Source organism: Bradyrhizobium ontarionense, from assembly GCF_021088345.1.
Taxonomy (GTDB): Bacteria; Pseudomonadota; Alphaproteobacteria; order Rhizobiales; family Xanthobacteraceae; genus Bradyrhizobium; species Bradyrhizobium ontarionense.
Genome location: NZ_CP088156.1, coordinates 7825025 through 7848883, shown reverse-complemented (window position 1 = coordinate 7848883; position 23859 = coordinate 7825025). Strand labels below are relative to the sequence as shown.

33 protein-coding genes are annotated in these 23859 nt (G+C 64.1%); 10 read left to right on the top strand and 23 right to left on the bottom strand.

Features of this window, described 5'->3' with window-relative positions; genetic code table 11:
• The 3 genes from ahpD to LQG66_RS34440 all read left to right on the top strand — a co-directional run bounded on the left by ahpD (position 1) and on the right by LQG66_RS34440 (position 4585).
• Positions 1–546, top strand: coding sequence for an alkylhydroperoxidase, AhpD family (ahpD, locus tag LQG66_RS34450; protein ID WP_231320240.1), 546 nt, complete (start codon positions 1–3; stop codon positions 544–546).
• A gap of 504 nt (positions 547–1050) precedes the next feature.
• Positions 1051–1971: an SEL1-like repeat protein gene (locus LQG66_RS34445; RefSeq protein WP_231320239.1), complete on the top strand. Its 921-nt coding sequence runs from the start codon at positions 1051–1053 to the stop codon at positions 1969–1971.
• A gap of 268 nt (positions 1972–2239) precedes the next feature.
• Entirely contained in the window at positions 2240–4585 is a 2346-nt protein-coding gene (locus LQG66_RS34440) for an ABC transporter substrate-binding protein (RefSeq protein ID WP_231320238.1), read from the top strand.
• Between the two features lie 13 nt (positions 4586–4598).
• Here LQG66_RS34440 and modD read toward each other — a convergent pair whose 3' ends face one another.
• Positions 4599–5465: a ModD protein gene (gene modD / locus LQG66_RS34435; RefSeq protein ID WP_231320237.1), complete on the bottom strand. Its 867-nt coding sequence runs from the start codon at positions 5463–5465 to the stop codon at positions 4599–4601.
• Between the two features lie 129 nt (positions 5466–5594).
• Between modD and LQG66_RS34430 the strand changes: the two genes are divergently transcribed.
• Complete coding sequence (locus tag LQG66_RS34430) at positions 5595–6158, top strand: DUF2478 domain-containing protein (RefSeq protein WP_231328058.1); 564 nt, start codon at positions 5595–5597, stop codon at positions 6156–6158.
• A gap of 24 nt (positions 6159–6182) precedes the next feature.
• Here LQG66_RS34430 and LQG66_RS34425 read toward each other — a convergent pair whose 3' ends face one another.
• The 11 genes from LQG66_RS34425 to nifH form a co-directional block, all read right to left on the bottom strand.
• Positions 6183–6389: a TOBE domain-containing protein gene (locus tag LQG66_RS34425; protein ID WP_231320236.1), complete on the bottom strand. Its 207-nt coding sequence runs from the start codon at positions 6387–6389 to the stop codon at positions 6183–6185.
• A 163-nt stretch (positions 6390–6552) separates the two neighbouring features.
• Complete coding sequence (locus LQG66_RS34420) at positions 6553–6849, bottom strand: ferredoxin family protein (RefSeq protein WP_231320235.1); 297 nt, start codon at positions 6847–6849, stop codon at positions 6553–6555.
• Between the two features lie 41 nt (positions 6850–6890).
• A complete protein-coding gene (locus LQG66_RS34415) occupies positions 6891–8198 on the bottom strand; it encodes an FAD-dependent monooxygenase (RefSeq protein WP_231320234.1) in 1308 nt (435 codons plus the stop codon).
• Positions 8199–8220: 22 nt separating this feature from the next.
• Entirely contained in the window at positions 8221–9327 is a 1107-nt protein-coding gene (locus LQG66_RS34410; RefSeq protein ID WP_231320233.1) for an electron transfer flavoprotein subunit alpha/FixB family protein, read from the bottom strand.
• Positions 9328–9388: 61 nt separating this feature from the next.
• Entirely contained in the window at positions 9389–10234 is an 846-nt protein-coding gene (locus tag LQG66_RS34405) for an electron transfer flavoprotein subunit beta/FixA family protein (RefSeq protein WP_231320232.1), read from the bottom strand.
• Positions 10235–10496: 262 nt separating this feature from the next.
• Entirely contained in the window at positions 10497–10835 is a 339-nt protein-coding gene (nifW, locus tag LQG66_RS34400; RefSeq protein WP_231320231.1) for a nitrogenase stabilizing/protective protein NifW, read from the bottom strand.
• Complete coding sequence (gene cysE, locus LQG66_RS34395) at positions 10832–11623, bottom strand: serine O-acetyltransferase (protein ID WP_231320230.1); 792 nt, start codon at positions 11621–11623, stop codon at positions 10832–10834. The genes nifW and cysE overlap by 4 nt, the downstream gene beginning before the upstream one ends.
• A 2-nt stretch (positions 11624–11625) precedes the next feature.
• On the bottom strand, positions 11626–12765 hold the full coding sequence (nifV, locus tag LQG66_RS34390; RefSeq protein WP_231320229.1) for a homocitrate synthase: 1140 nt from the start codon (positions 12763–12765) through the stop codon (positions 11626–11628).
• 449 nt (positions 12766–13214) lie between these two features.
• Entirely contained in the window at positions 13215–13709 is a 495-nt protein-coding gene (irrA, locus tag LQG66_RS34385; protein WP_231328057.1) for an iron response transcriptional regulator IrrA, read from the bottom strand.
• Between the two features lie 18 nt (positions 13710–13727).
• The gene (locus LQG66_RS34380) at positions 13728–14462 is read right to left on the bottom strand and encodes a nitrogen fixation protein NifQ (RefSeq protein WP_231320228.1); all 735 of its coding nucleotides are present in this window, start codon (positions 14460–14462) and stop codon (positions 13728–13730) included.
• 83 nt (positions 14463–14545) lie between these two features.
• Positions 14546–15433: a nitrogenase iron protein gene (nifH, locus tag LQG66_RS34375; RefSeq protein WP_231320227.1), complete on the bottom strand. Its 888-nt coding sequence runs from the start codon at positions 15431–15433 to the stop codon at positions 14546–14548.
• Between the two features lie 416 nt (positions 15434–15849).
• On the opposite strand from nifH, the gene LQG66_RS34370 reads away from it, so the two are divergent.
• Complete coding sequence (locus LQG66_RS34370) at positions 15850–16281, top strand: response regulator (RefSeq protein ID WP_231320226.1); 432 nt, start codon at positions 15850–15852, stop codon at positions 16279–16281.
• A 1-nt stretch (position 16282) separates the two neighbouring features.
• Positions 16283–16702, top strand: a complete 420-nt coding sequence (locus LQG66_RS34365) for an ArsC/Spx/MgsR family protein (RefSeq protein WP_231328056.1) — start codon at positions 16283–16285, stop codon at positions 16700–16702.
• A gap of 21 nt (positions 16703–16723) precedes the next feature.
• Here the strand turns inward: LQG66_RS34365 and LQG66_RS34360 are convergent, their stop codons facing one another.
• The 3 genes from LQG66_RS34360 to LQG66_RS34350 are packed head-to-tail and all read right to left on the bottom strand — an operon-like array spanning position 16724 to position 17697.
• Positions 16724–17086, bottom strand: coding sequence for a (2Fe-2S) ferredoxin domain-containing protein (locus LQG66_RS34360; RefSeq protein ID WP_231320225.1), 363 nt, complete (start codon positions 17084–17086; stop codon positions 16724–16726).
• Positions 17083–17412, bottom strand: coding sequence for a Grx4 family monothiol glutaredoxin (grxD, locus tag LQG66_RS34355; protein WP_231320224.1), 330 nt, complete (start codon positions 17410–17412; stop codon positions 17083–17085). Before grxD ends, LQG66_RS34360 begins: the two co-directional genes overlap by 4 nt.
• A 51-nt stretch (positions 17413–17463) precedes the next feature.
• The gene (locus LQG66_RS34350; protein WP_231320223.1) at positions 17464–17697 is read right to left on the bottom strand and encodes a BolA/IbaG family iron-sulfur metabolism protein; all 234 of its coding nucleotides are present in this window, start codon (positions 17695–17697) and stop codon (positions 17464–17466) included.
• Between the two features lie 274 nt (positions 17698–17971).
• On the opposite strand from LQG66_RS34350, the gene LQG66_RS34345 reads away from it, so the two are divergent.
• From LQG66_RS34345 to LQG66_RS34330, 4 genes are all read left to right on the top strand, one after another.
• Positions 17972–18463 carry a tetratricopeptide repeat protein gene (locus LQG66_RS34345; protein ID WP_231320222.1) on the top strand — a complete coding sequence of 164 codons (492 nt, stop codon included), beginning with the start codon at positions 17972–17974 and terminating at the stop codon, positions 18461–18463.
• Between the two features lie 95 nt (positions 18464–18558).
• Positions 18559–18921, top strand: coding sequence for an iron-sulfur cluster assembly protein (locus tag LQG66_RS34340; RefSeq protein WP_231328055.1), 363 nt, complete (start codon positions 18559–18561; stop codon positions 18919–18921).
• A gap of 35 nt (positions 18922–18956) precedes the next feature.
• Positions 18957–19715, top strand: coding sequence for a dienelactone hydrolase family protein (locus LQG66_RS34335; protein ID WP_231320221.1), 759 nt, complete (start codon positions 18957–18959; stop codon positions 19713–19715).
• 59 nt (positions 19716–19774) lie between these two features.
• The gene (locus tag LQG66_RS34330; RefSeq protein ID WP_231320220.1) at positions 19775–20017 is read left to right on the top strand and encodes a hypothetical protein; all 243 of its coding nucleotides are present in this window, start codon (positions 19775–19777) and stop codon (positions 20015–20017) included.
• 409 nt (positions 20018–20426) lie between these two features.
• On the opposite strand, the gene LQG66_RS34325 is transcribed toward LQG66_RS34330, so the two are convergent.
• The 8 genes from LQG66_RS34325 to LQG66_RS34290 are packed head-to-tail and all read right to left on the bottom strand — an operon-like array spanning position 20427 to position 23857.
• On the bottom strand, positions 20427–20885 hold the full coding sequence (locus LQG66_RS34325) for a group II truncated hemoglobin (RefSeq protein ID WP_231320219.1): 459 nt from the start codon (positions 20883–20885) through the stop codon (positions 20427–20429).
• 15 nt (positions 20886–20900) lie between these two features.
• Entirely contained in the window at positions 20901–21068 is a 168-nt protein-coding gene (locus LQG66_RS34320; RefSeq protein ID WP_015665429.1) for a hypothetical protein, read from the bottom strand.
• Positions 21069–21080: 12 nt separating this feature from the next.
• On the bottom strand, positions 21081–21395 hold the full coding sequence (locus LQG66_RS34315; protein WP_231320218.1) for a DUF6156 family protein: 315 nt from the start codon (positions 21393–21395) through the stop codon (positions 21081–21083).
• A 38-nt stretch (positions 21396–21433) separates the two neighbouring features.
• Positions 21434–21646, bottom strand: coding sequence for a hypothetical protein (locus LQG66_RS34310; protein WP_231320217.1), 213 nt, complete (start codon positions 21644–21646; stop codon positions 21434–21436).
• 12 nt (positions 21647–21658) lie between these two features.
• Complete coding sequence (locus LQG66_RS34305; protein WP_231320216.1) at positions 21659–21967, bottom strand: 2Fe-2S iron-sulfur cluster-binding protein; 309 nt, start codon at positions 21965–21967, stop codon at positions 21659–21661.
• Between the two features lie 36 nt (positions 21968–22003).
• Positions 22004–23218, bottom strand: a complete 1215-nt coding sequence (locus LQG66_RS34300) for a DegT/DnrJ/EryC1/StrS family aminotransferase (protein ID WP_231320215.1) — start codon at positions 23216–23218, stop codon at positions 22004–22006.
• A gap of 2 nt (positions 23219–23220) precedes the next feature.
• Positions 23221–23481: a hypothetical protein gene (locus LQG66_RS34295; RefSeq protein ID WP_231320214.1), complete on the bottom strand. Its 261-nt coding sequence runs from the start codon at positions 23479–23481 to the stop codon at positions 23221–23223.
• 19 nt (positions 23482–23500) lie between these two features.
• Positions 23501–23857 carry a DUF3024 domain-containing protein gene (locus LQG66_RS34290; RefSeq protein WP_231320213.1) on the bottom strand — a complete coding sequence of 119 codons (357 nt, stop codon included), beginning with the start codon at positions 23855–23857 and terminating at the stop codon, positions 23501–23503.
• Between the last annotated feature and the right edge of the window lie 2 nt (positions 23858–23859).

Below are 23859 nucleotides of genomic sequence, written 5' to 3'. Positions count from 1 at the left end.
ATGTCGATCGAGCAGCTGAAGGACCAGATCCCGGATTTCGCCAAGGACGTCAGGCTCAACCTGTCGTCCATGGCGTCGGATGAGACGCTGTCGCCGCAGGCCAAATACGGCCTGTTCGTTGCCTGCGGAATCGCAACCCGCAATCCGACGGTGACGGCGGCCCTCGAATCGGTCGCGGCCGCGCATCTGTCGCCGGCTGCATTGGCGGCGGCGAAATCAGCCGCCGCGATCATGGCCATGAACAACGTCTACTATCGCTTCGTGCATCTTGCGTCGAACAAGGAATACGCGACGATGCCGGCCCGTCTGCGAATGAACGTCATCGCCAATCCCGGCGTCGACAAGGCCGACTTCGAGCTGTGGTCGCTCGCGGTGTCGGCGATCAACGGCTGCGGCACCTGTATCGACGCGCACGAAAAGGTTCTGCAGGACGCGGGCGTCGACGCCGCCGCAATCCAGACCGCGGTGCGCTTTGCCGCCATCATCCAGTCGGTCGCCGTCGCGATCGAAGCCGCTGGTGTGACCGTCGCACTGGCAGCTGAATAGAAATCGACCGGATATGTGAATGCGGCCGGCATCGTCCGGCCGCATTTGCTTTTCGTCACTTCACGCAGGGGTTGCAGGATTATCCGACGGCGCCCGCAACCTTTCAGGCAGCTAAGCCCCTGACCTCGCGGCAAAGTCGAAATGGCTGCGGCATCCCGATACTCCAGTCCATCTTCCCGCGTCAGGCGCGATTTACTCCAAACCTCGCGTATTGCGAGCATTCATCGGCGCGAGCGGCCGGGAAATTTCCATCAAATAGCCTTACCTACTCACCCTTCCCGCCAAGAACATTGATCAGCTTAGGGGCCAAGCAACATCGATTGTGACCACGACGCGCGAAAAGGGTGGCGCGCATGTCGGAAGGAAACCAAACCTGTTAGTCTCGGCGGAAGAGTTGGTGCAGACCCCCCGAACCCGCATCATGCGACCTTCGGTTGGACCGCGTGCGCCCGACGCGCTGAAGCTTTCTCCCGCGACCCGCACGTCGGAGACAGGAGGCTAGTGATGAGTGCTCCAGTTCAGAACGACCCGGCGAAGCCGACGCCGCCTTGGGCGACTGAAGAACTCCGCAAATACGCGCCGCGCCGCCATCAGGCTCAAGGCGGTCCGGCAACGTACGACCAGCCCCTCGACGATTCCCATCTGCCGCATCACCTGCTCGCCCGTCCAAATACGATGCCGGCGCAGCCGGCCGCCAATGGCGACGATGATGAACTCCCTCGTGGCCTCTGGAGTTCGAAGCTCGATCCGGTCGTCATGCCGCTGCCGCCGGAGGATACGGACAGGTCGTCCCGTCTCGGCGGCATCATCAAGATCGGCGCAGCCATCGGCATCGCTGCGTCTGTCGCCATGATCGTCGTGAACATGGTCACTTTCGAGGACCACGGCGCAACACAAGGCGGCCCCAGCCAGATGATGCCGTCCACGGTGCTGGAAAGCCTGGCTCAAATCGATCCGGCAGAAGCCAAGGTCGCACAGGAGGATCCGCCACAAACGGTGGCGTCCATCATGGTCCCGACCAGCACCGACGTTGCGACGCGCGCGTTGGCGCCGTCCCCGGCATCGCCGGCCCCCGCTCTCTCCGGCGCGTCGGCGTTCTCCAATCCCGCTCCCGCTGCCTCGACAGCATCGCCACGCCCGACCGTGCCATTGCCCCGTGACGAGGTCAGTTCGCTGATGAAGCGAGGACGCGACCTGCTTGCGGCAGGTGACGTCGCGAGCGCACGCCTGATCCTGACCCGGCTTTCCGACGCAGGAAGCGCCGAAGCCTCGCTCCTGCTCGCGCGAACCTATGACCCGGCAGAACTGACGAAATCGCGAATCCTCGGCGCCATCCCCGACGCCGCCAAGGCCCGCGCCTGGTACCTCAAGGCCGCAGAGCAAGGATCGCCGGAAGCCAGCCGCCGCATCTCCGCCGTGCGGTAGCGTTCCAACTCTCACGTTCGTATCGGTCCGCCGCAGGTTCATCTGCGAACGTCAGAGACGAGCGACACGAGCAGAATGAAAGATCTGGTGTGGCTTTGGCTCCGGCCTTCGCCTGGAGAACGCGCGGACAGACTGAAGCGAATGTCAGATTCGCCACGCGAGCAATCGCTGCACGCCCACAGAACGCGATAGGGACCGCCCGGTGCGACGGTCGGTCGTCATCGATCGTTTACGCTGGAACAACAAGACATCGACGGGAGGATGCATAATGCAGGGTATCAACGGTGCGGTTCGCGCCTGCGCAGCCCCGATGGGGGGCCGAGGTCTCCAGGAGCGGCATCATCGTATCAACCGCATCGCACAGGCCGCATGTCTCGCTTTGGCGCTGGCCGGGCCGATCCTGCTGGCCCAGCATCGCGCGGCCGCAGCCGCCGGCAAGGAAATCCGCATCGGCAACACGATGCCTTACAGCGGTCCGGCCCTCGCTTATGGCGTCATCGGCAAGGCGATCGCCGCCTATTTCAACAAGGTCAATGCCGAGGGCGGCATCAACGGCCGGCCTATCACTTTCATCTCCTACGACGACGGCTACGTCCCGCAGAAGGCGGTCGAGATGACGCGCAAGCTGGTAGAAGAGGACAAGGTCCTGCTGATGTTCGCGAGCCTGGGCACGGCCCCCAACCTGGCGGTCCGCCCCTATCTCAACGCCAACAAAGTCCCCCAATTGTTCGTAGCATCCGGCTCCTCGCAGTGGGACCAGCCGCACGACTTTCCCTGGACCATGGGTTTTCAGCCCAGCTACCAGGCAGAGGCGCACGTCTATGCGCAGTACCTGCTGGAGACACACAGCCGCGGCAAGATCGCGATCCTCTCTCAGGATGATGATTTCGGCAAGGATTACGTCAAGGGATTGAAGGAGGGCCTAGGTGGCAAGCTTCCGATCGTGGCGGAGGCGACCTACAAGGTGACGGACGCCAACGTCAATCAGCAGATCGCCACGCTGAAGGCCTCAGGGGCCGACATATTCTTCGATGTGACGACACCCAAATTCGCCGTCATGGCAATCCGCCGTGCGGCCGAGATCGGCTGGCGGCCGGACCACATCATCTCGACGGTCTCGGAGTCGGTGTCGGCAGTGATGCAGCCGGCAGGCCTGCAGAATGCCGAAGGCATCATGTCCGCGGGATACTACTACGAGGGCGACGAGGCAGCGACGGCAGGCGACCCATCCTACCAGGAATGGTCTGCATTCATGGACCGCTATTTGCCCGATGTTCCGAGGAGCAACGGTCTTGCGACGTTCGGCTACCTCGCCGCCAACGCCATGGTGGCGGTGTTGAGGAATTGCGGCGATGACCTGTCGCGCGACAACATCATGAAGCACGCGGCGTCGCTGAAGGGCCTCAAATTGCCGATGCTGACGCCCGGCATCAGCGTCAACACCAGCGCCCATGACTATGCGCCGCTCGAGCAGATGCAGATGATGCAATTCACGGGCGGCAAGTGGCAGCGTTTCGGCCCCGTGCGCAGCGGCATCGATCCCGGCAGCGTCAGCGACTCCTTCAAGACCATCTTCCGTTACGGCACGGCGAAGCGTGACCTGGCGAACCAGCTGAATGCCAACACGGTGACGCTGATGACGGGATCGTTCGGCAGCACCTACGCGAACATGGGCGCGGATCTCGCCTCGGTCCTCGACAAGGGGACCGAGTTGCGCGTTCTTCCCGTGATCGGCCGCGGCTCGGTCCAATCGGTCGCCGACATCCTGCTGCTGCGTGGTGTCGATGCCGGCATCATCCGCAAGGACACGCTGGCCTTTCTCGAGCGCAAGGATTTCGCCAACAATGTGCGTGAACAGCTGGTCTATGTGGCCAAGTTGTTCAATGAAGAGATGCACGTTGTGGCACCCAAGTCGATCACCAGCCTCAGCGAGCTCGACGGCAAGACCATCGCGGTCGACCTGCCCGATGGTGGCACCTTCGTCACCTCGATCAACGTATTCGAACGCTTGGGGATCAGGCCGCACCTTCTCTATATCGAGCCGCGGCTGGCGCTGGACATGCTGCGACGAGGCGACATCGACGCGATCATCGCGGTTGAAGGCAAGCCGTTGCAATGGCTGAATCAGGTCAACGACCCCAATCTGCATCTCGTGCCCGTCGAGTACGACAAGGCCCTGCATGACGAGTATCTTCCGGCGCAATTGTCCGCCGAAGACTATCCCAACCTCGTGAGCGCCTCAGCGCCGGTGAACACGATTGCCGCCGAGGCCTTGCTGGCGTCGTACAACTGGCAACCCGGCAGCGATCGCCATCGCCGGCTGTCTCTGCTGGTCGAAGCGCTGTTCAACAATCTGCAGGTGTTGCAGCGGCCGCCGTTTCATCCCAAATGGCAGGAGGTGGCGCCGCTGGCGCCCATCGCCGGCTGGACCAGGTTCAAGGTGGCGCAGGAATGGCTCGACCGCAACATGCCGGCCGCTCAGGTCCTGGGAGCCAACGCTCAGGCCAACGAGCAGCAGGCGAATGGCGTGCCGACCGACGCCCGGCTGTTCCGCGAATTCCTGGAATGGCGAGCGAACCGCCAGAAGCGCCCCGCCGTGCATCAGCCTCAGTAGCCGGCCCGCGCGATCAAGCCGCGGCCGATGCCCGGGTAATCCGCACCTGCACGTCGCAGGGACGGGCGAGGTACGGCGCTGACGTGACCAGCAAGTCGGCGCCGGCCGCTGCGTACGCCGCAGCGTTCTGCGCATTGACGCCGCCGGCGGCCGCAATGATGGGCCGTATCGGCAACGCCGCCATCGTGTTCATTTGCTTCACCAGCGCCTCGATCTCCGCGGGCCGAAACTTCTCGGCCTGAATGACGTCGAACCCGGCCACGGCAGCAGCCACGGCCTGCTCGAGATTGTTGACCTCGATGACGAGCCGTTTCTCCGGGGCACTACGCCGCAGCCGTTCGGCCACGTCACCGAGCGGCGTGTCGCCGAGAAACGCCCGATGTTCCGGAAATACCAGGATTGTCTCGGACAGGCCGAGCCGATGCATCACCGCGCCACCCGCCTTTACTGCGGCCACGGCAAACAGCTTCGCGCCGGGGACGTTCTTGCGGGTGCAGGCGACCGCGATGCCCGGCGCCACCGCGCGCGCCGCGCGCACGATCGCCTCGGCCTCGGTCGCGACGCCCGACCAGATCTCGATGAGCGTTTGCGCCACCTTCCAGCTGCGCAGCAGGCTCGCGGCGGCTCCTTCAGCCTTCAGAATCGGCGCTCCCTTCTCCAGCACCGCTCCGCTGGCAGCCAGCAGTTCGACCCGGCCCCCCGCGAGTTCGATCAGTGCCGCCGCGTCCTCGGCCAGCGCCAGCACCATCCGGCCGCGCGCTGCGAATTGCATCAGGCCAGGCTCAGCGCCGATCCCAAGCGTCTCGGTGGTCAGATCGCCATAGGGGACATCGTCACGAAGCAAGGCTTCCAGATCATGGTGGGCGGCGGTGGTCGGCACGCGCGACATCTCCTCTTTGTCTCAAGGCCACATCATCGGTATAATCACGGCCGGCTGCCCGCCCACGACCTCCGGACCAACATTGCGTGGACCCCGGACCGGATGACGGCCGCCTCTCGAGGCCAACGCATGACGCCGCACGATCTCACCGAGCCAACCGAACTCAATCCACCCCGTCTCGCCGCCATCCTCTACGGGCCGGGCGACGATGCCGATGTCCTGCTGGACGATTTTGTCCAGGGCCTCCTGCAGCGCGGGGTGCGCGTCGGCGGCATCGTTCAACGCAATACGAGAGACGAGGTCGGCAAGAAGAGCGGGATGGACGTGATCGACCTTGCCAATGGCGACACAATCTCGATCTGCCAGGACCTCGGCACCGGATCCATGGCCTGCAAGCTGGATGCAGCGGGCCTTGCCGAAGCCGGCATGGCCGTTCACCGCGCCATCGCCGCTCATGCCGACCTCATCGTGATCAACAAATTTTCCAAGCAGGAGGCCTCCGGAAGCGGATTGCGCGGCGAGCTGGCCGACGCGATCACGTCAGGGATCCCAGTCCTGACGGCCGTGCCGCAGAAATGCATCGAGGACTGGCGGACTTTTACCGGCGACCTCGGCACCTTGCTGCCGCCTTCACGGCCAGCAATGGATGCCTGGTGGCTCACGCTGAGCTCACAGGCGGAAAGCGCCCGCTGAACTCGGTCATGGCCTCCGACGTCATTATTTGCCGATCATCACGTCGGACGACTTGATCACGGCCGAGACGCTGTCGCCAACCGCGAGCTCGAGCTCTTCCACGGCCTCATTGGTGATGGCCGAGAACACCGTCAGTCCCGGGGCGAGCTCGACCTTGACGTGGGCGGTGGTCGCTCCCTTGGCAACAGAGATAACTTTCCCCGGCAAAACGTTCCGCGCGCTCAGCTTCACGTGCAGCTCCTCATCCGTAGCAGCACCGTTGCTGCGGCCGGATCTAAGCAGAGAGATCGCCCGGACTCAATGACCTATATCATTCTCGATATAGCATGAGAGGGCGGCAGCGCGCTTTCATGTGCGATGGCACGTCGCCTGCCCGACCTCTGCCGTTCGGGCCTCAGCCGAACTTGAACAGCACACCGTAGCCGCCGCGCGGATAGCTCCACTCGATGTCGCCGCTCGGTTCGCCGATGACGCGGCAGGTGCCGCATTCGATGCAGCCGTCGACCGTGATTTCGACCTGCCCCTTGTCGTTGAGCTCGTAACAGCGTGCCGGGCACGCGTTCAGGAGCGCCTTGAGCTGCGGCGTCGGCGTTGTATGCGGACGGACCTTGATATGGGCCCGGCCCGGATCGACCTGATAGCGATTGTAGAACAGCTTGTCCTCGACCCGTACCGCGACATCCGTGCTCATGTCTGATCTCCCTTGGCCCAGTTGTTTCGTTCGCTCGACAATCAGCGCCACGCCCGCGCGAAGCGGAACGCATCGCCGAACAGACCCGTCCACGACCTCGCGCTCACGAACGAGCGCAGGGTGCTGCTTTCCTTCTCCTTCTTCGGCGTGCCGTCGACACGCACGAAGTTCTGCATCGCCTTCGAGACGAGCTGCGGATAGGTCAGGAAGAAGTTCTGCGACTGATTATGCAGCAGCGCCGGCATGTCCTTGTATTTCTTCAGATCCTTGATGACGAAGGAGTCCTCCAGCATCTTCTTGTAGAGCGCGAGGTTCGCTTTGGTCATCGGATCGCGACGTGACTTCACCTGGAAGATCGCCTCGGCCGCGATGCGGCCGGAGGTCATCGCCAGATTCGAGCCCTCGCGGTGAACAGCATTGTTGAGCTGGGCAGCGTCGCCGACCACGACCCAGCCGTCGCCGCAGAGCTCCGGGATTGCGTTGTAGCCGCCCTCGGGGATGAGATGCGCCGAATACTCCTTGACCTCCGAGCCCTCGATCAGCGGCGCCACCGAGGGATGCTGCTTGAAGCGCTCCAGCAGGCCATAGGGCGTCTCGCCGGTCTTCTGGAAGTCGGAGACGAGACAGCCGATGCCGAGCGAGATGCACTCCTTGTTGGAGTAGATGAAGCCCATGCCCGTCATGCCGCGGGAGATCGTGCCGACGGCCTCGATGACGGCACCTTCGTCACCCTTGAGATTGAAGCGCGCCTCGATCGTCTCGCGCGGCAGGAAGTGCATCTCCTTGACCGCCAGCGCGACGTTTTCCGGCTTCGGCCGCTCACGCAGGCCCGCACGGGTCCCGAGCAGGCCGTTGACGCCTTCGGCGAGCACGACCACATCGGCATGGATCTCACCGTCGCGCCGGTCGGTCTTGACGCCGATCACCTTGCCATAGGCGTCCTGCGCCAGCTCGGTCACCGTCGTCTCACACAGCACGGTGGCGCCCGCCTCCTTGACCTTGGACGAGAACCATTTGTCGAACTGGGCGCGGATGATGGTGTAGCGGTTCGGCTTCTCCTCGTTGAAGTCGTCCGACTTGTAGTGCAGGCCGACATGCGATTTGTCGTCGAGCATCCAGAAGCGCTGCTCGACCAGATGCCGCTCCAGCGGCGCTTCCTCGCGAAAGTCGGGAATCAGCTTCTCTAGCATGTCAGCATAGAGGATCGCGCCCTGCACGTTCTTCGAACCGGAATATTCACCGCGCTCGAGCTGCAGCACCTTCATGCCGCGCTGGGCCATGGTCAGCGCAGCCGCATTGCCGGCCATGCCGGCACCCACGACGATCGCGTCGAACCGTTCCTCGATCATTGCCCTGCTCCCTCTCTGGTGCCTAGCTTGCGATGCGGTCGCGCGAATGCGGCGACAGTCGTGCGCGAAATGCCTCGGTGAGCGCCGGCAGCAGCCGGATCGCGTCGGTGACGATGCCGACATGGGCGAAGTCGAAGATCGGGGCGTTCTTGTCGGTGTTGATCGCGACGATCAGGTCTGCGCCCTCGACGCCCACCCGATGCTGGATCGCGCCGGAAATGCCGGCCGCGATGTAGAGCTTGGGCCGGATGGTCTTGCCGGTCTGGCCGATCTGGCGGTCCGACGTCACCCAGCCCTTCTGCACCAGCGGCCGCGAGCAGCCGAACTCGGCGCCGAGCACCGCGGCGAGTCCTTTCACGAGTTGGAAGTTCTCGGGCGAGCCGAGCCCGAGACCGCCGGCGACGACGACGTCGGCATAGGCGAGATTGGATTTCGCGGAGTCGCGGTCCGGAATGAAGGACAGCACTTTGGTGACGATGTCCTCCTCGACCAGGCCGAGCTTGTGCTCGATGATGCGGGTCGCGGGGTTCTCCACGCGCTCCGGCATCGGCATCACGCGCGGACGCACGGTCGCCATCTGCGGCCGATAGTTGAGCGTGTAGATCGTGCAGAGCAGCGAGCCGCCGAAGGTCGGCCGCGTCGCCGCGAGCGAGCCGTCGGCATCGACGTCGAGCTCGGTGCAGTCGGCGGTGAGGCCGGTGAGCAGCGTCGTCGCCACGGAGCCAGCGAGGTCGCGGCCGAGCGTGGTGGCGCCGAGCAGCAGGATCTCCGGCTTATAGGTGTTGACGACGTCGGTCAGCGCCTTGGTATAGGCCTCGTTGCGATAGTCGGTGAGAACGTCATCGGCGACGATGTAGGCGAGATCGGCGCCATAGCAGAACGACTCCGCGGCAGCGTGCTGGACGGCTTCGCCGGGCGGTCCGATGACGACGGCGGCGAGATCGACCTTCAGCTTGTCGGCGAGCTTGCGTCCGGCGCCCATCAGCTCCCAGGAGACCGAGTGGACCTGGCCGCGCTCCTGTTCGATGAACACCCAGACGTGCTTGTAGGCCTTGAAATGCTCCGGCAGCTCCTTCTTGGTCGCGGCGCGACCGGCTGCGGCAGGCGGTGCTTTGGTGGGTTCGTTCATGGTCGTCGTCCCGTTGATCCGTCAGAAGCCCGATGTCTGAAACCGATGTCAGATGGCGAAGTCAGAAGCCGTGGGCCGATGTGATAAGCTCGGCTTCGAGCTTCGGCTGGCGCTTGAACAGTTCCTCGATCAGGGCGTCAGCCGGTGGGCGACTGGAGAAATCGACGAATGTCGCCTTCTCGGCCCGCGCGGACGGTGCGAACACGCGCTTCACGATCGTCGGCGAGCCCTTCAGGCCGCATTTCGAGATATCCTCGACGCCGGCGTCCTTCGCGCTCCAGGTCACGATCTTCGCGCGCGCGGCGCGCAGCGCATCGGCCATCGCGCCGCGGCGGATTTCGTTGGTCGCCTCCAGCATCGTGACCAGGCACGGCAGCCTGGTCTTGAGGACCTGCACGCCGCCCTCGGACCGGCGCTCGGCTTCGATCGTGCGCGCGACCGGATCGACCTCGCTGATCTTCGCCACATAGGTCAGCTGCAACAGGCCGAGCCGCTTGGCGATACCCGGGCCGACCTGGGCGGTGTCGCCATCGATCGTCTGCTTGCCGGTGAACACGATGTCCGGCGCGCCGAAGGTCTCGCTGATCTTGCGAATGGCTGTCGCCAGCGCGTAGGTCGTGGCCAGCGTGTCGGCGCCGGCAAAGAAGCGGTCCGTGAGCAGCACGGCACGATCGGCGCCGTAGGTCAGCGCCCGGCGCAGGGAGTCCTCGGCGGATGGCGGTCCCATCGTCAGCACGGTCACTTCGCCGCCCAACTTGTCACGGAGCTGCAGCGCAGCTTCCAGCGCGAACAGGTCGTAGGGGTTGATGATGGTCGGCACACCCTGGCGCATGATGGTGTTGGTGACGGGATGAACGCGGATCTGCGCAGAGTCCGGAACCTGCTTGATGCAGACGACGATATGCATGCGATCACTCCCGGTGTGTGGGCCTCTCGGGAGGAACAGCAATTGTCGTACCAGTTTGGATCGGAACGAATCTTGGCGCTGTTTCAGCGACTTGGCGACGCATCCTGATTTGCTGCTCAGGATTCCCGCAGAGGTCCGACACGTCGCAAGCAACACGCGTCGGGAATGCGACAGGAGCTTGAACGCACGACGCTCGCTTGAAAGCGGAAGCGCCGCCAGTTGTGGCTGGCGGCGCTTGGAGGAGTGATCGTCAGTTCATCCGCTACTTGAGTGTCGTCAACGACACGAACGGCTTGGGGGCCGGCTTGGGCGGCGCCACCGCTTCCTTGAGCACCTTGAACACGCGCTGATCAAGCGGTGTGGAGACGAGGAAATCCTGATAGGCCTGCTCCAGGAATGACTTGCAGCGGGCTGCGACATCCTCGTTGGAAACGTTCGAGAAGTCCTCGCTGACGAGATACTGGCCCATTCGCCGGAGAATATGCAGCCGGCAGACATTGAGCACCTTCGGATCGTAGTCGACACCGAGCAGCTTGAAGAACTCTTCGGCGGCAGAGGTCTTCTTCAGTTCGTCGAGAACGTTGGGCGTAGCCGCGGTCATTGCTTTGCTCCTTGTGTCAGAATCGGATCGACCTCGCAGGCACTGGTTGGCGCCGGCAGCGGCGGTCCCTGGCGCACCTTCTGCCGGACATGAGCGAGCTGCGCTTCGAGGAACTCGATCCGGTCCAGCATCACGGAAAGTGCCTCTCCCACCGGATCAGGCATCAGATGATGGTCCAGATCGATGCGGCCGACAGTCCGGCGATGCGTGAACTCCGGTCGTACGACCTTGGCGGGGATGCCGACCACCGTCACGTCGGGCGGTGTGCTCTGGATGACGACGGAATTGGCCCCCACCCGGGTGCGCGGCCCGATCGTGATCGGTCCGAGGATCTTGGCACCGGCACCAACGACGACCCCGTTTTCCAAGGTCGGGTGCCGCTTGCCCGGTGACCACGACGTGCCACCCAAGGTGACACCGTGATACAGCGTGACGTCATCGCCGACCTCTGCCGTCTCGCCGATCACGACGCAGGCGCCATGATCGATGAAGAAGCGACGCCCGATCTCTGCGCCCGGATGGATGTCGACGTTCGACAGGAATCGTCCGAGCCACGACAGCAGACGGGCCGGGAAACGCCAGCCGCGGATCCACAGCCGGTGCGCCAGGCGGTGCCAGATCAGCGCGTGGATGCCGGGATAGGTCAGCAGCGTCTCGAACTCGCTGCGCGCCGCGGGATCGCGGGAGCGCACGCAGCCGATGTCCTCGCGGAGCAGGCGGAGCAGCGAGGGCGCGCCGGCTACGGCCGCGATGGGCTTGGCAATCGGCGTATCGACGACATCGCTCATGATCAGGCAAAGCTCGCTAGCGGGTGATCACAGACCTCGCGCCAGATGGCGGCGACCGCCTCTTTCGGCACGGGCCCCTTGTGGGCAACCGCATGCTTGCGCACGCGGGCGAGAATCCGCTGCGCCTGGTCGGCACTCACAGGCAGGCGCAGATCGGATAGCAGCGAGGTGATCGCGGAGAGGCCAGAGTGCTTGCCGATCACGATCCGGTTGGAGCGCCCGAACAGCACAGGATCGAGCGCCTGATAGGTCCGCTGATCCTTCAGCAATCCGTCGACATGAATGCCCGATTCATGCGTGAACACGTGCTCCCCGACGATCGCCTTGTTGAGCGGGATAGCGCGCACGGCTGCAGCGGCAACGACATTCGCGACATGGTCCAGCTCGGCGAGCAGAATGCCCGTGTCGCGCCGATAGAGCTGCCGCAAGGCGACCGCGACCTCCTCGAGCGGCGCGTTGCCGGCGCGCTCGCCGAGGCCGATGACGGTGACCGACGCGTGGGTCGCGCCGGCCTTGATCGCGGCGAGCGTGTTGGCCGTGGCGAGCCCGAGATCATCATGGCCGTGAAACTCGATCTCGAGGTCCGTCGTCGCCCGCAAGGCCCCGACCAGCGCCGAGGTGGCGTCGGGATCGAGCACGCTCAACGTATCCGCCACACGGAAGCGGCGCGCGCCGAGCGACTTCGCCGTCGCGATCACCTCGGCGAGGAATCCGACATCCGCGCGGGAGGAATCCTCGCCGCCGACGGCAACCGCCAGCCCGCGCTCCCTGGCATAGCCGACCACGCGCTTGAGCAGATCCAGGGCGGCGCTCCGGCCGCCGCCGAGCTTGGCCGCGATCTGGATATCGGATGTCGGAATGGACACATTCACCATCGACACGCCGGCCGCGATTGCCGCGTCGACGTCCGCCTCGCGCATCCGGCACCAGCCGATGATGGTCGCCGGCAGACCGGCTTCGACGATCGCCCGGATCGCGGCGATCTCGTCGGCGCCCATCGCCGGCGTCCCCGCCTCGATCTCCGGAACGCCGGCGCGTGCCAATGCGCGTGCAATCGCAAGCTTCTCTCCGAGAGCGAAGGCCACGCCCGGTGCCTGCTCACCGTCGCGCAACGTGGTGTCGTTCAGGATCACCCGGGGCATCGGGCTCCCAAATGTTGGGCTCGCGGCAGAGCCGGCATCCTGGGCGGTGTGCGGCCCACGCTGTCCGGGGACGTCAGGCATTCACTTGCTCCGTCGCAACCTGGTCGACCGCTGGAGCGAGACACTCCGTCGCGGCCTCGAAATCACACTGAGCAACGGCTGTGCCACCGCCGAAAATCACTCCAATCCCTTGAGAACTTGATGATTTTTCCTGCCGAGCCGATTGTCGGATTCGTAACAGGGTCGGAAATCCAACGCAGGAGAGGGTGCAAGCGGGGCGAGGTGCACCGAGCAAGCCGCGCGACGGTCGCGCCCAATGACAGTGGGCTCCCCCGCCCCGTCCTTTACGGGGCCGCGACGAGCTTCGCTCGCGCTGAGAAGGCTGGGATGAGGGACTGCCGCACCGGGACCTGCGCGCAGCGGTGATGCTGCCGCACCGGCCGATGCCGTCAGGCATGGCGCTTGCGACGCAGGTGGATGATGACGTCGATCCGCTCCATGCCGTAGCCCGGCAGCGGCTCAGGCAGCTGGTCGAACGCGACGTGTTCGGGCACGTCGACGAGCACGCCCTCGTCCTCATAGAAAAAGTGCGGATGCACCGTCGTATTGGTGTCGAAGAACGACCTGGAACCATCGACCCCGATCTGCCGCAGCAGTCCAAGCTCCACGAACTGATTGAGCGTGTTGTAGATCGTCGCCTGCGAGATCTTCATGCCGGTCGCGACCGCTGCAGCGTAGAGCGCATCGGCGGTGATGTGACAATCGCCATTGCCGAACAGAATGCGGCTCAATTGCTGGCGCTGCTGAGTGGGGCGCAGCCCGGCCCCGCGCAGCGCGTCCTCGCAGCGGCGCATCAGGATCTCGCCCGCTTCGCAGGTCTCCGCGACGGCGCACAGCCCACCATCAAGGGTGCACGGGGATTCGAGCCGGGTTTCCATCAACATCATCGCAGTCCTCGAAACTCACATCGCGGCGCTTGCCGCCTCCTGCAGCGCGACCTCGCGGCGCCGCTCCGCCATCCGGCTTTCGCCGCTCTCCTCACCGAAGCAGAGCTGGAAATCATTGCACTGGGTGCAGACCGGCGTCGTGCACATGACGAAGCCATCGTCCTCGCACAGCATGCGGTAGAAGAAGCGCTTCCAGCGCATGTTTCTGGTGTTGCGGCTGGCCAGCGGCGCGAAGTGGCGCAGCAGCAGACGTGACAGCTCGGAGCGCTCGCGCAGGCCGAGGTCTTCCCAGAGATGGTTCGGCTCCATCGCGCGTCGCGCCACCATGGCCGCGAGCCAGCGGCTGACGTCGCTTTCGGTCGAGCGCTGCGCCGCGAGCAGATCACGCACCATCGTGATCTCGTCGTCATCGGGCGCCGCCGAGGCGCCGCTGATCGGCAGCCATGAGGAATCGATCGGCGCTGCCGGGAACAGCTGCGCCAGCAGCGCAATCAGCTCGACGGTCGACAGCCCCGCCCGCTCTGCCAGCGCGCCAGGTTCCATCGCAGACACCGCCAAGATCGATGCGATCACATGACGGTCGAAACTAGGATCGTTGTCGATCTGCGCGTCGGCCGGATCGGCACCTGTCAACAGGCGGTAGATCTGACGGCCGCGATGCCGCTTGTCGTCTTCGAAAGACCCGTCGTTCGGCGACGGTTGCAGGCCTGCAGCGGCGGATTGCGAGATATCGACGATTGCGATTGCCATAGCGCGATCCCCTGCTGCCTGCCGGTGGGACATGCGAAGAGGTGCCGGCCTTCCGACGGGAGGAAGGCCGGCACCAAGACTGCTTAAGCCGTTGCGGCGAGATCGGCGGCAGTCTTTCCGATTTGGCTCTCGTCGACGGCCTTCATGATGCCGTGCTCCATCAGCATGTCTTCGAGCTCGTCCATCGTGATCGGGGTCGGGATGATGCCCTTGCCGGCGTTGTTGTGGATCTTGTGCGCCAACGAGCGGTAGTGGCCGGCCTGGACCGAGTCCGGCGCATATTCCAGAACGGTCATGCGGCGCAACTCGGCGTGCTGCACGATGTTGTCGCGCGGCACGAAGTAGATCAGATGGGTGCCGAGCTTCTTGGCCATGGCTTCCGCAAGCTCCAGCTCCTTGTCGGTCTGGCGCTCGTTGCAGACCAGGCCGCCCAGGCGCACGCCGCCGGAATTGGCGTATTTCAGAATGCCCTTGGAGATGTTGTTGGCGGCATACATCGCCATCATCTCGCCGGACATCACGATGTAGATTTCCTGCGCCTTGTTCTCGCGGATCGGCATCGCGAAGCCGCCGCAGACCACGTCGCCGAGCACGTCGTAGGACACGTAGTCGATGTCCTCATAAGCGCCGTTCTCTTCCAGGAAGTTGATCGAGGTGATGACGCCGCGGCCGGCGCAGCCGACGCCCGGCTCCGGACCGCCGGACTCGACGCACTTGATGTCGCGATAGCCGACCTTCATGACCTCTTCGATCTCGAGATCCTCGACGCTGCCGGCGGCAGCGGCCAGGCTCAGGATGGTGTCCTGCGCCTTGGCATGCAGGATCAGGCGGGTCGAATCCGCCTTGGGGTCGCAGCCGACGATCAGGATCCGATGACCCATCTCGGCCAGCGCGGCCAGGGTGTTTTGCGACGTCGTCGATTTGCCGATGCCGCCTTTGCCGTAGAATGCGATTTGTCGCAGTGATGACATTCTGCTCTCCATCAACCGATTGCTATGTCGCGCCCGCTTCCGCAGAGCGTGACCGCGTCCTCTGTGTGTCCGAACCGGCAGACGGGTTGTTGGGAAGGATTGCATCGCTCGTCCGAAGCGTCGGCGTGCACTCAGCCCTCAACCATTGCCTGAACGGAAGTTTTGCAACGGCTGTGCCAGAGTCCACAAAGAACGAAAACAGCCACGTTTTGAAGGAGATGGCGAACAGTCTGCAGTCGCTCGCGACTTGTTGCAAACCCGACATCGGAATGCCTCGCAAGATCTGATGACGCGCTGCGCTGTCCGAAACGACACAACAGCGGCGACTTTGCAGCCGCGCAAGGCCCGGAACGAGATTTGCTAGATCCCCTTTGCAGCCCTGCGGCACAGACGCTGATAACGTTGAGGAGGATGCGATGCAGATCGGAGTTGAAACGGCGAAAGCAGTGGACCAGCGGCGCGTGTTCGTGATCGACGATGACGAGATCACGCGTGCGGCCCTGCAGTTCATGTTGCATGATGAGATCGAGACACATGAGCTGGCGACGCCGGAGGAAGCTTATGAGAAAGGCGTCGACTGGCTGGCGCCCCACGTGGTGATGCTCGGCGTCTCCTTCCTCAAGCAGCGGGGCCCCGACCTGGTCCGCGAGATCATGACGAAGTTCAAGGGCGTGCGGGTCCTGATCGTGACCGCCAAGGCCGACGAGGCGATCGCGATCGAGGGCCTCAAAGCCGGCGCGCACGGCGCCGTGGTCAAGCCGCTCACGATCGAAACGGTACGCAAGAAGGTCGACACCATTCTCGGCCGCGCCGGCGGTGCGACGCTCGTGCAGCTCGGCGGTGTCTGACGTGACCACGGTCGTGTTCTACGAGAAGCCGGGCTGCGGCACCAATGCCCGGCAGAAGCTGATGCTGGAGCGCGCCGGCCACGAGGTCGTCGCCAGGAGCCTGTTGACCGAACCCTGGACCGGCGAGCGGCTGCGCGCGTTCTTCGCTGACACGCCTGTCGCAGCCTGGTTCAACCCGGCCTCACCGCGCGTCAAATCAGGTGAGATCAAGCCGGAGACGGTCGAGCCCGTGGCGGCCATCGATCTGATGCTGGAGGATCCGCTGCTGATCCGCCGTCCGCTGATCGAGGCCTCTGGCCAGTGCTGCGCCGGCTTCGACCGCGAGCCCGTGCTCTCGCTGCTGGGACAACGCGATGATCTGGACGATGTCCAGGGCTGCACGCGTCCGGATGCGTCGACACCCTGCCCGGAGCCGCGCTGAGCAGCTCCGGTTGACGCAGTCTTATCGTTTCAGGACCATCACGAGACGATCGACGCGCTTGCCCTGCTTGAAGTGGGATTCGACGATCTCGTCGATATCCTCGGGCTTGGTCGGCCGATACCAGATGCCATCGGGATAGACCACCATCATCGGCCCTGCGCTGCAGAAGCCGAAACAGCCGGCGGCAGTGATGCCGATATCCGTCAGCCGCTGCGCCTCGATCGTCTTGGTGAGCCGGTCCCACAGCGGCTGCACGCCGAGCGCACCGCAGCTGCCGCGCGGATGTCCGGGCGGCCGCTGCGTCAGGCAGACGAAGGCGTGATATTTGTAGAGCTGCGGAATCTCAAAAGCGTCATCCGCTTCGACCACACCCGTGTCGCTCATGACGCCGGCGCCTTGATGCCCTTGTCGGTCAGCAAGGTCGCGAGCTCACCGGCCTGGAACATCTCGCGCACGATGTCGCAGCCGCCGACGAACTCGCCCTTCACATAGAGCTGCGGAATGGTCGGCCAGTTCGAGAATTCCTTGATTCCTTCGCGGATGAAGGGATCTGCCAGCACGTTGACGCTCTCATATGGTACGTCGAGCTTGGCCAGGATCTGCGCGACGGCAGCCGAGAAGCCGCATTGCGGCGCCGCCGGCACGCCCTTCATGAAGAGAACGATATCATTGCTGTCGATCAGCTTCTGAATGCGCTCGGATGTCGACATTGACGTAATCCTTTCATCCCTGGATGCGACCGATCAGTTCGGCAGCAACGATCATTTCGGCAATGATGTCTCGAGCGCGAGCGCATGCAGAACGCCGCCCATCTGGCCCTTGAGGGCCGAATAGACCATCTGATGCTGCTGCACCCGGCTCTTCCCGGCGAAAGCCTGTGAGGTGACGCGCGCCGAATAATGGTCGCCGTCACCGGCCAGGTCCTCGATCACGACGACGGCATCCGGGAACGACTCCTTGATCAGACGTTCGATATCAGTTGCTGCCATCGCCATCGCTGTGACTCCCGCTGGATTGATGGGGCGTCATGCAAGCTCCGAACCAGTCGTTTGCACGCCACAATCGCCGGCGTGTCGGCGTCCGACGGCTCATCCGCGCCAAAACAATCCCCAGGGCGCGTCGACTTTGCGACATCAGCGATGATGCGGCGAAACGCCGGCGTTGAAAATGCAACATCAGCCCCGTCTTTCGCCCGCTTGGCACCCGCGATGGCCCCTGCCGCATCGGCGCAAAAACGGTCCGCGTCTTGCAATGATTTGATCGAGGTCAATGCAGATGCTCGAACTCGTCAGCGAACCCGACACGATCAACTTCGGCGATCTTCCCGAAGAGATCGACGCGCTGTTGCAGCAGGGCGTGGCGGCTTACCGTCGCGACCACGCGCGCGCAGACCGGCTGTTTCGACAGGCGCTGGCCGCGGCTCCGCAAGAGCTGCCGACCTACTTCTGCCTCTATAAGATTCACACCTATCAGGGCCATCTCGACGAGGCGAAGGCGGTCGCCGAGCTCGGCCTCGACGAGGCCGCGCGCCAGGCCGGCTGGCCTGCCGACTGGCGACGCTGGGTGCCGCATGATCCGCTGCCCGACGGCGCGGGTCGCTTCGCGCTCTACACACTGAAGGCGCTCGCCTTCATTCACCTGCGCAAGAACGACTCCGACGGCGCCGCCGAGATGCTCGCAGCATTGCGCCAACTCGACCCGACCGGTGCCGTCGGATGGCCGGTCGTCGCCGCGCTCGCCGAGGGGCTCGGCGCACAGTGAGGCACCGCCATGCATGACGCAATGCGCAATATGGACACGAATCCAAACGACCATCGCCCGGAGCGAACCAGAAACCAGAGAGGAACCAACGCATGATGACCATGCACACCGCGCCCCCTCCCTCCACGGCACAGACCGCGCTGTCGACCGGCTCCCAGGATGCCGCCGAGAGCGTGATCGCCGCCTTGCGCACGGTCTACGACCCCGAGATTCCGGTGAACGTCTACGACCTCGGATTGATCTACCGGATCGCTCATCAGGGTGGCGGCGCGATCGAGATCGACATGACCTTGACGGCGCCCGGCTGCCCGGTCGCGAGCGAGATCGTCCGCATGGTGGAGGATGCGGTTCAAACCGTCGACGGCGTCGCCTCAGTCAAAGTCACGCTCGTCTTCGAGCCGCCATGGGACAAGTCGCGCATGTCCGAAGAGACCGCCTTGGAGCTGGGTTTGTTGTAACGCGCGGCGCCGCGCCGAAAGAATAGGAGCATCGGATGCCTACGGAGAGTACGGTCAGGCTGACCGCGAACGACGGCCACACATTCCAGGCGTTTCGCGCCGATCCCGCCGATACCCCCAAGGGGGCCATCGTCGTTCTGCCGGACGGCACCGACGCCGCCAGCAAGCTTCGCAAGGTCGCCGATGCCTTCGCTGCAGGCGGCTATGTCGTGATCGCGCCGGAGCTGTCGCCTCCTGCAACAGCAGAGCCAGCGCCCGACAGCGAGCCCGCCGCGGCCACGCAGGATCCGGCAGCACCTCTGCTCGCCGAGATCCAGTCGACCGTCGATAGCGTCAAGGACTACGGCAAGGTCGCAGTGGTCGGCTTTGGCGGCGGCGGCGGTCTGGCCTACAACGCGGCCAACCGTGTGTCGGGGCTGGCCTGCGCCGTGAGCTACTACGCGACCGGCGTGGTCGATGCGGCCGGCGCCAAGCGCAAAGTGCCGACGCTGCTGCATTTCGGCGAGGCCGACGCGGTCGTCCCCTTCACCGAAGTGAGCATGTTCCGCGCCTACCATCCCGAGGTCAGCGCCTTCTCCTATCCCGGCGCCTCCCACGCGTTCGATGGCGAGGGCGAAACCTACGATGAGGCCGCCGCCGCGCTCGCGCATGAGCGAACCATGGCGTGGATCTCGCAATACGTCGTGGGCCAGCCGCCGATCACGCTGAAGAACGCCGGCGCCTACGCGCTCGCCAAGACCGACAAGAAAAAGAAGAAGAAGGCGGACGACGACATGGGGCCGCCGGCTGACTAATTGACCACAGATCGACAGGCCATTGATTGAGAGCCCATGGGGCGATGGAGAGCGCTGCGATGCTGCCGACCACCATCCTGATCGACGAGAGACCGCGCTGCGTCGTGCGCCCCAACGACGCCAAGGATCTCAATCGCTTCATCCGCAACGGCAAGCTCTATCTGCTGGCCGAGAAGCCGGACGGCAAGGTCACCCACCGCAACGCCAGCGATGCCGAGATGATGCATTGGCAGAACGCGCTGGCGTTGCATCGCGCCTGGGGCGGCGACGACGAGAACTTCTTCGGCGTGCCGTTGTATTAGTTAATGCGTAGGGTGGGCAAAGGCGCCACCAGCGGCAGTTGGCTTGGGTCGCCCGAAGCTCGCCGTGCCCACCATCCCAACGATATCATCAGCCGATAGAGTCGCGGCGGGCACGCTTCGCTTTGCCCGCCCTACAGATTGAGTTGGGTAGGCCAGTGTCGCGCTGTTCGATACGGTGCCCTCTCCCCTTGCGGGAGAGGGCATCTCCGATCCATCCACGCACTCAGTTGGGTGAGGGGTATGTCTCCGCAAACAACACTCGTGGAGGCATACCCCTCACCCGACTGAGCTTGCCGCTCTGTCTGAGATGCCCTCTCCCGCAAGGGGAGAGGGCGCATTCATGAGCACCGCAGCTCATCTTTCGATCTTCTTGCCGCTATGAGTTCAGTGTTGGCTACGGCAGATCAACTCACGGCCGCGCCGCCCGGGCGTCGTGCGGGTTGCCGGCCTGGTTGCGCATCCAGTCGGCGAGCTTGGTCATGGCGGCGTCGACGTCCTGCCGCGCCTGAACGTCGGCCACCGTCTCCTCCAACGCACCGCGCATGCACCTCAGCCAGGCGTCGCGCTCGGCATTGCCGATGGAAAAGCCCATGTGGCGCTGACGCAGCCGCGGATGGCCCTTCTCCGGCGAATACAGTTTTGGACCGCCGAGCCATTCCGAGAGGTATCGCTTCAGGATGTGCTTGATCGGTCCAAGATTGGTGCCGTGCATGTCGCGGATAACCTTTGCCTCTGGCAGCGTGTCCATCCGATGGTAGAAGGATTCGACCAGACGATCGACCACGATGGCGCCGCCGATGCGTTCATAGGGCGTGACGACCGGTCCTGCTTCCGAAGTTTCGGTCTCTGAAGTCCCAGCATCCGCCATCGGCCGTTCCTGTCTTTACTCGTCCAAGCTCGGCTGCAGGATGACCTCAGCCGGGGCGCCGGGCCCCTGCTCGTCCACGAGCTCCAGCGCATCGACCCGCGACAATCCGGCGCCGCTGTCCATCAGCACGATAGCGTCCTTTGGCATGCTGGCAAGGGCCTCGATCAGCTTGGCGACGGTCACGGTCCCTCCCCCTCACGCAGCGTCTTGCGCGGCAACAGGCGCGCCGTTCTCGTCGAAATTGAGCGTCACCGGATCCTCGTCGAGCATCACGATCTCGGCACGGCTCAGCGCCCCATTGGCGTGGTAGCTGTAGCGATGCGTGAGCTCGATCTCGCCATAGACGACCTTGTCGAATCCGGTCAGTGCACCCGCGGCATCGTAATAGCCGCGGATGAAGGTGTTGCGGTTCGACAGCTGCTGCGGCGCGATCGCCGTGACCAGCCGCAACGGCAGCTTGACGCCGGTATACGAGACGAAGAACTTGCAATCCTGCCCTGTATCCGCCATCACGCCGCCGCTTCAAGCATGGGTCCGCAGTGCAGCCGTCACGCCACGGCTGCGGTCTTCAAGGCCTCGATCTGGTCGCGCGCCACCTTGAACACGCCGCGGCCGCCGGCGAAGGTCTGATAAGCCTTCATTCCGATCGCCTCACTCAACTTGTCGAACCATTGCTGCGGCGTCAGCCCGACCGGCCGCTCGCTGATTTCGGCCACGGTGCCGTCATTGGCAAAGCGAACATGCAGCGTCACGTTGTCCATGTGAACCTCCTCTTACAGACCGGAGCCAAAGCCGAGCAGCTCGATCTTGACGTTCTCCGTGCCCAGGATGGTCGCCTGGCACGCGAGCCGGGATTTCGAGCCGACGCCGACGATGCTGTCGAGCTTCTCGTTCTCCAGCTTGGAGACCTTCGACACACCCTTGCGGCCCTCCTGCAGGAAGATGTGGCACGAGCCGCACTTCGCCTGGCCCTCGCACTTGTGCTGGATCTCGACCTCGGCACCGAGCAGCGCCGCCAGAATGGTGGTGCCCTCGCCCACCTCGATCGTCTTGCCTGATGGCATTACCGTCAATGTCGCCACTTGGATTCTCCTTCTTCAGTTTGAGATCAGAACTTGTCAGTAGATCGCCGCGCCCGCTCCGACATTGACCGATGCGTCCTTCATGGTCGCGACGATGAAGGCGATCTGGTCCGTGGTCAGATGAACGTGGAAGGGTAAGGCCACGACGCGATCGGCGACCTTCTCGGTCACGAGGCAGTCGCCGCGCCGATAGCCCATGTCGAAATAATGCCGCTGCAGATGCAATGGATTCGAATAGGCGATGGCTTCAACCTGTTCGACCCTGAGATCCTCGACGATCGAGTCGCGGCTCGATTTCGAGAACCGCGTACCGAGATGGACCTGATACAGGAACCAGTTCACCTCCGTCACCTCGGGGCCGACATAGGGGTCCTTGATGCCCTCGAACGACTGAACCTCGCTGTAATAGATCTGCTCGATCAGTTTGCGGCGCTCGAGGATCTCGTCGATCCGCTTCAGCTGCGCCAGCCCGAGCGCCGCGGTAACGTCGCTCATGACGGCCTGATGCGACGCGCTGCTGCTCACCACGACCGATGCGCGCTCGTCGAGCCTGTGGGAGCGATGACGGCGTACGGCGACAGCGATGTCGACGTCGTCGGTCACGACCATGCCGCCCTCGCCGCAAGTCAGCGCGAACGGCTGGGAGAAGTCGAACACCGAGGCGGCGCCGAAAGTGCCGACCAGCGCGCCCTGATATTTCGAGCCGATGGCCTCGGTCGAATCCTCGATGACAGGCAGACTGTGCGCTTTGGCGATCGCCTGCAGCTCCGACCATTTGGCCGGATGGCCGTTGGTATTGCCAGCCAGGATGGCCTTGGTCTGCGCCGTGATCCGGGCCTCGACCTTGCTGGGTGCCAAGGTGCCCGAGTAGTAGTCGATATCGACAAACACCGGCTTGGCGCCGACGATGCTGATCGCATGCGCGACCTCGCGGAACGAATAGGACGACGCGATCACCTCGTCGCCGGGGCCGATCCCCAGCGCCTTGAGGATGAGCAGCAGGCCGAGCGTCCCGGTCGGCACCGCGATGGCATATTTGCGTCCGAGATAGGCGGCGAAGGCCGCCTCGAACTCCTCGACGAGCGGACCGCAGGATAGCCGCGGCGAGCGCAACGTCGCCTCCACCGCCGCGATCTCCGCCGTCGTGATATCGGGATCGGACAAGGGGATGAAGTCGGAGCCGACCGGCGTCAGCTCGGCCTCGTCCTGCTCCTGTCGATCCGCATCATGCACCAGAACGGGCTTGTTCATGATCAGCTCCGCTTGGCCAGGATCAGGCCGGTGGCCTTGGCGGGATCGTCGGTCACCAGGGCGCAATGGTCGCTGGTGTCGAGGAGATGCAGGTCGAACGCCGGATAGCTGCGGAACGGCTGCTCCGTCACATCGGAGGCATCGCAACGCGTCAGAGCCAGTTTAGGAAACCGACGGCGCAATTCGCCGAATGCAGCGCTGCCGGCCTCGGATCCGTTAAGGACCTGCTCGATCTCATTCAGTTCCTGCTCGGCAAGTGCCATGTCGCCCGTCCTCTTCGCTCTACTGCCAGAATATCCGCTCAGGGTCGGCGTTCAGCTCGTCGACCGCCGCGGTCAACCGCTTGTGCACGCTGTGCAGCTCCCAACTCCCCTGGGCGTGATCTCTCCAGAACAGTTTCCACATCGCATTCGCCGGATCGTGACGCAGCAATGCGACATCGATCACTCCGCCGTCCTTGTCGATGTTGCGTGAGCAGCACGGACTCTGGACGTGATAGCCCTCATTGGCCGGCAAGACTGTCGGCTCGACATAGCGGTAGCGCTTGCGCGACTTCAGCGCGCGCTCGATCCGCTTGCGATCCAGCTCATTGGGATGCGCAGGCAGGACGAAACTCGGCTTGAGCGCGGTTGCCGCCATGG

Excerpts from the sequence above, each read along its gene's own strand:
- LQG66_RS34290 (WP_231320213.1), bottom strand. The coding sequence starts at position 23,857 with ATGGCGGCAACCGCGCTCAAGCCGAGTTTCGTCCTGCCTGCGCATCCC.
- grxD (WP_231320224.1), bottom strand. The coding sequence starts at position 17,412 with ATGTCGACATCCGAGCGCATTCAGAAGCTGATCGACAGCAATGATATC.
- LQG66_RS34380 (WP_231320228.1), bottom strand. The coding sequence starts at position 14,462 with ATGGCAATCGCAATCGTCGATATCTCGCAATCCGCCGCTGCAGGCCTG.
- nifV (WP_231320229.1), bottom strand. The coding sequence starts at position 12,765 with ATGCCCCGGGTGATCCTGAACGACACCACGTTGCGCGACGGTGAGCAG.
- irrA (WP_231328057.1), bottom strand. The coding sequence starts at position 13,709 with ATGTTGATGGAAACCCGGCTCGAATCCCCGTGCACCCTTGATGGTGGG.
- LQG66_RS34345 (WP_231320222.1), top strand. The coding sequence starts at position 17,972 with ATGCAGATGCTCGAACTCGTCAGCGAACCCGACACGATCAACTTCGGC.
- LQG66_RS34335 (WP_231320221.1), top strand. The coding sequence starts at position 18,957 with ATGCCTACGGAGAGTACGGTCAGGCTGACCGCGAACGACGGCCACACA.
- LQG66_RS34350 (WP_231320223.1), bottom strand. The coding sequence starts at position 17,697 with ATGGCGATGGCAGCAACTGATATCGAACGTCTGATCAAGGAGTCGTTC.
- LQG66_RS34310 (WP_231320217.1), bottom strand. The coding sequence starts at position 21,646 with ATGGACAACGTGACGCTGCATGTTCGCTTTGCCAATGACGGCACCGTG.
- cysE (WP_231320230.1), bottom strand. The coding sequence starts at position 11,623 with ATGAGCGATGTCGTCGATACGCCGATTGCCAAGCCCATCGCGGCCGTA.
- LQG66_RS34295 (WP_231320214.1), bottom strand. The coding sequence starts at position 23,481 with ATGGCACTTGCCGAGCAGGAACTGAATGAGATCGAGCAGGTCCTTAAC.
- LQG66_RS34415 (WP_231320234.1), bottom strand. The coding sequence starts at position 8,198 with ATGATCGAGGAACGGTTCGACGCGATCGTCGTGGGTGCCGGCATGGCC.
- LQG66_RS34330 (WP_231320220.1), top strand. The coding sequence starts at position 19,775 with ATGCTGCCGACCACCATCCTGATCGACGAGAGACCGCGCTGCGTCGTG.
- LQG66_RS34420 (WP_231320235.1), bottom strand. The coding sequence starts at position 6,849 with ATGAGCACGGATGTCGCGGTACGGGTCGAGGACAAGCTGTTCTACAAT.
- LQG66_RS34315 (WP_231320218.1), bottom strand. The coding sequence starts at position 21,395 with ATGGCGGATACAGGGCAGGATTGCAAGTTCTTCGTCTCGTATACCGGC.
- nifH (WP_231320227.1), bottom strand. The coding sequence starts at position 15,433 with ATGTCATCACTGCGACAAATCGCATTCTACGGCAAAGGCGGCATCGGC.
- LQG66_RS34430 (WP_231328058.1), top strand. The coding sequence starts at position 5,595 with ATGACGCCGCACGATCTCACCGAGCCAACCGAACTCAATCCACCCCGT.
- LQG66_RS34370 (WP_231320226.1), top strand. The coding sequence starts at position 15,850 with ATGCAGATCGGAGTTGAAACGGCGAAAGCAGTGGACCAGCGGCGCGTG.
- LQG66_RS34405 (WP_231320232.1), bottom strand. The coding sequence starts at position 10,234 with ATGCATATCGTCGTCTGCATCAAGCAGGTTCCGGACTCTGCGCAGATC.
- LQG66_RS34440 (WP_231320238.1), top strand. The coding sequence starts at position 2,240 with ATGCAGGGTATCAACGGTGCGGTTCGCGCCTGCGCAGCCCCGATGGGG.
- ahpD (WP_231320240.1), top strand. The coding sequence starts at position 1 with ATGTCGATCGAGCAGCTGAAGGACCAGATCCCGGATTTCGCCAAGGAC.
- LQG66_RS34300 (WP_231320215.1), bottom strand. The coding sequence starts at position 23,218 with ATGAACAAGCCCGTTCTGGTGCATGATGCGGATCGACAGGAGCAGGAC.
- LQG66_RS34325 (WP_231320219.1), bottom strand. The coding sequence starts at position 20,885 with ATGGCGGATGCTGGGACTTCAGAGACCGAAACTTCGGAAGCAGGACCG.
- LQG66_RS34340 (WP_231328055.1), top strand. The coding sequence starts at position 18,559 with ATGACCATGCACACCGCGCCCCCTCCCTCCACGGCACAGACCGCGCTG.
- nifW (WP_231320231.1), bottom strand. The coding sequence starts at position 10,835 with ATGACCGCGGCTACGCCCAACGTTCTCGACGAACTGAAGAAGACCTCT.
- LQG66_RS34445 (WP_231320239.1), top strand. The coding sequence starts at position 1,051 with ATGAGTGCTCCAGTTCAGAACGACCCGGCGAAGCCGACGCCGCCTTGG.
- LQG66_RS34360 (WP_231320225.1), bottom strand. The coding sequence starts at position 17,086 with ATGAGCGACACGGGTGTGGTCGAAGCGGATGACGCTTTTGAGATTCCG.
- LQG66_RS34410 (WP_231320233.1), bottom strand. The coding sequence starts at position 9,327 with ATGAACGAACCCACCAAAGCACCGCCTGCCGCAGCCGGTCGCGCCGCG.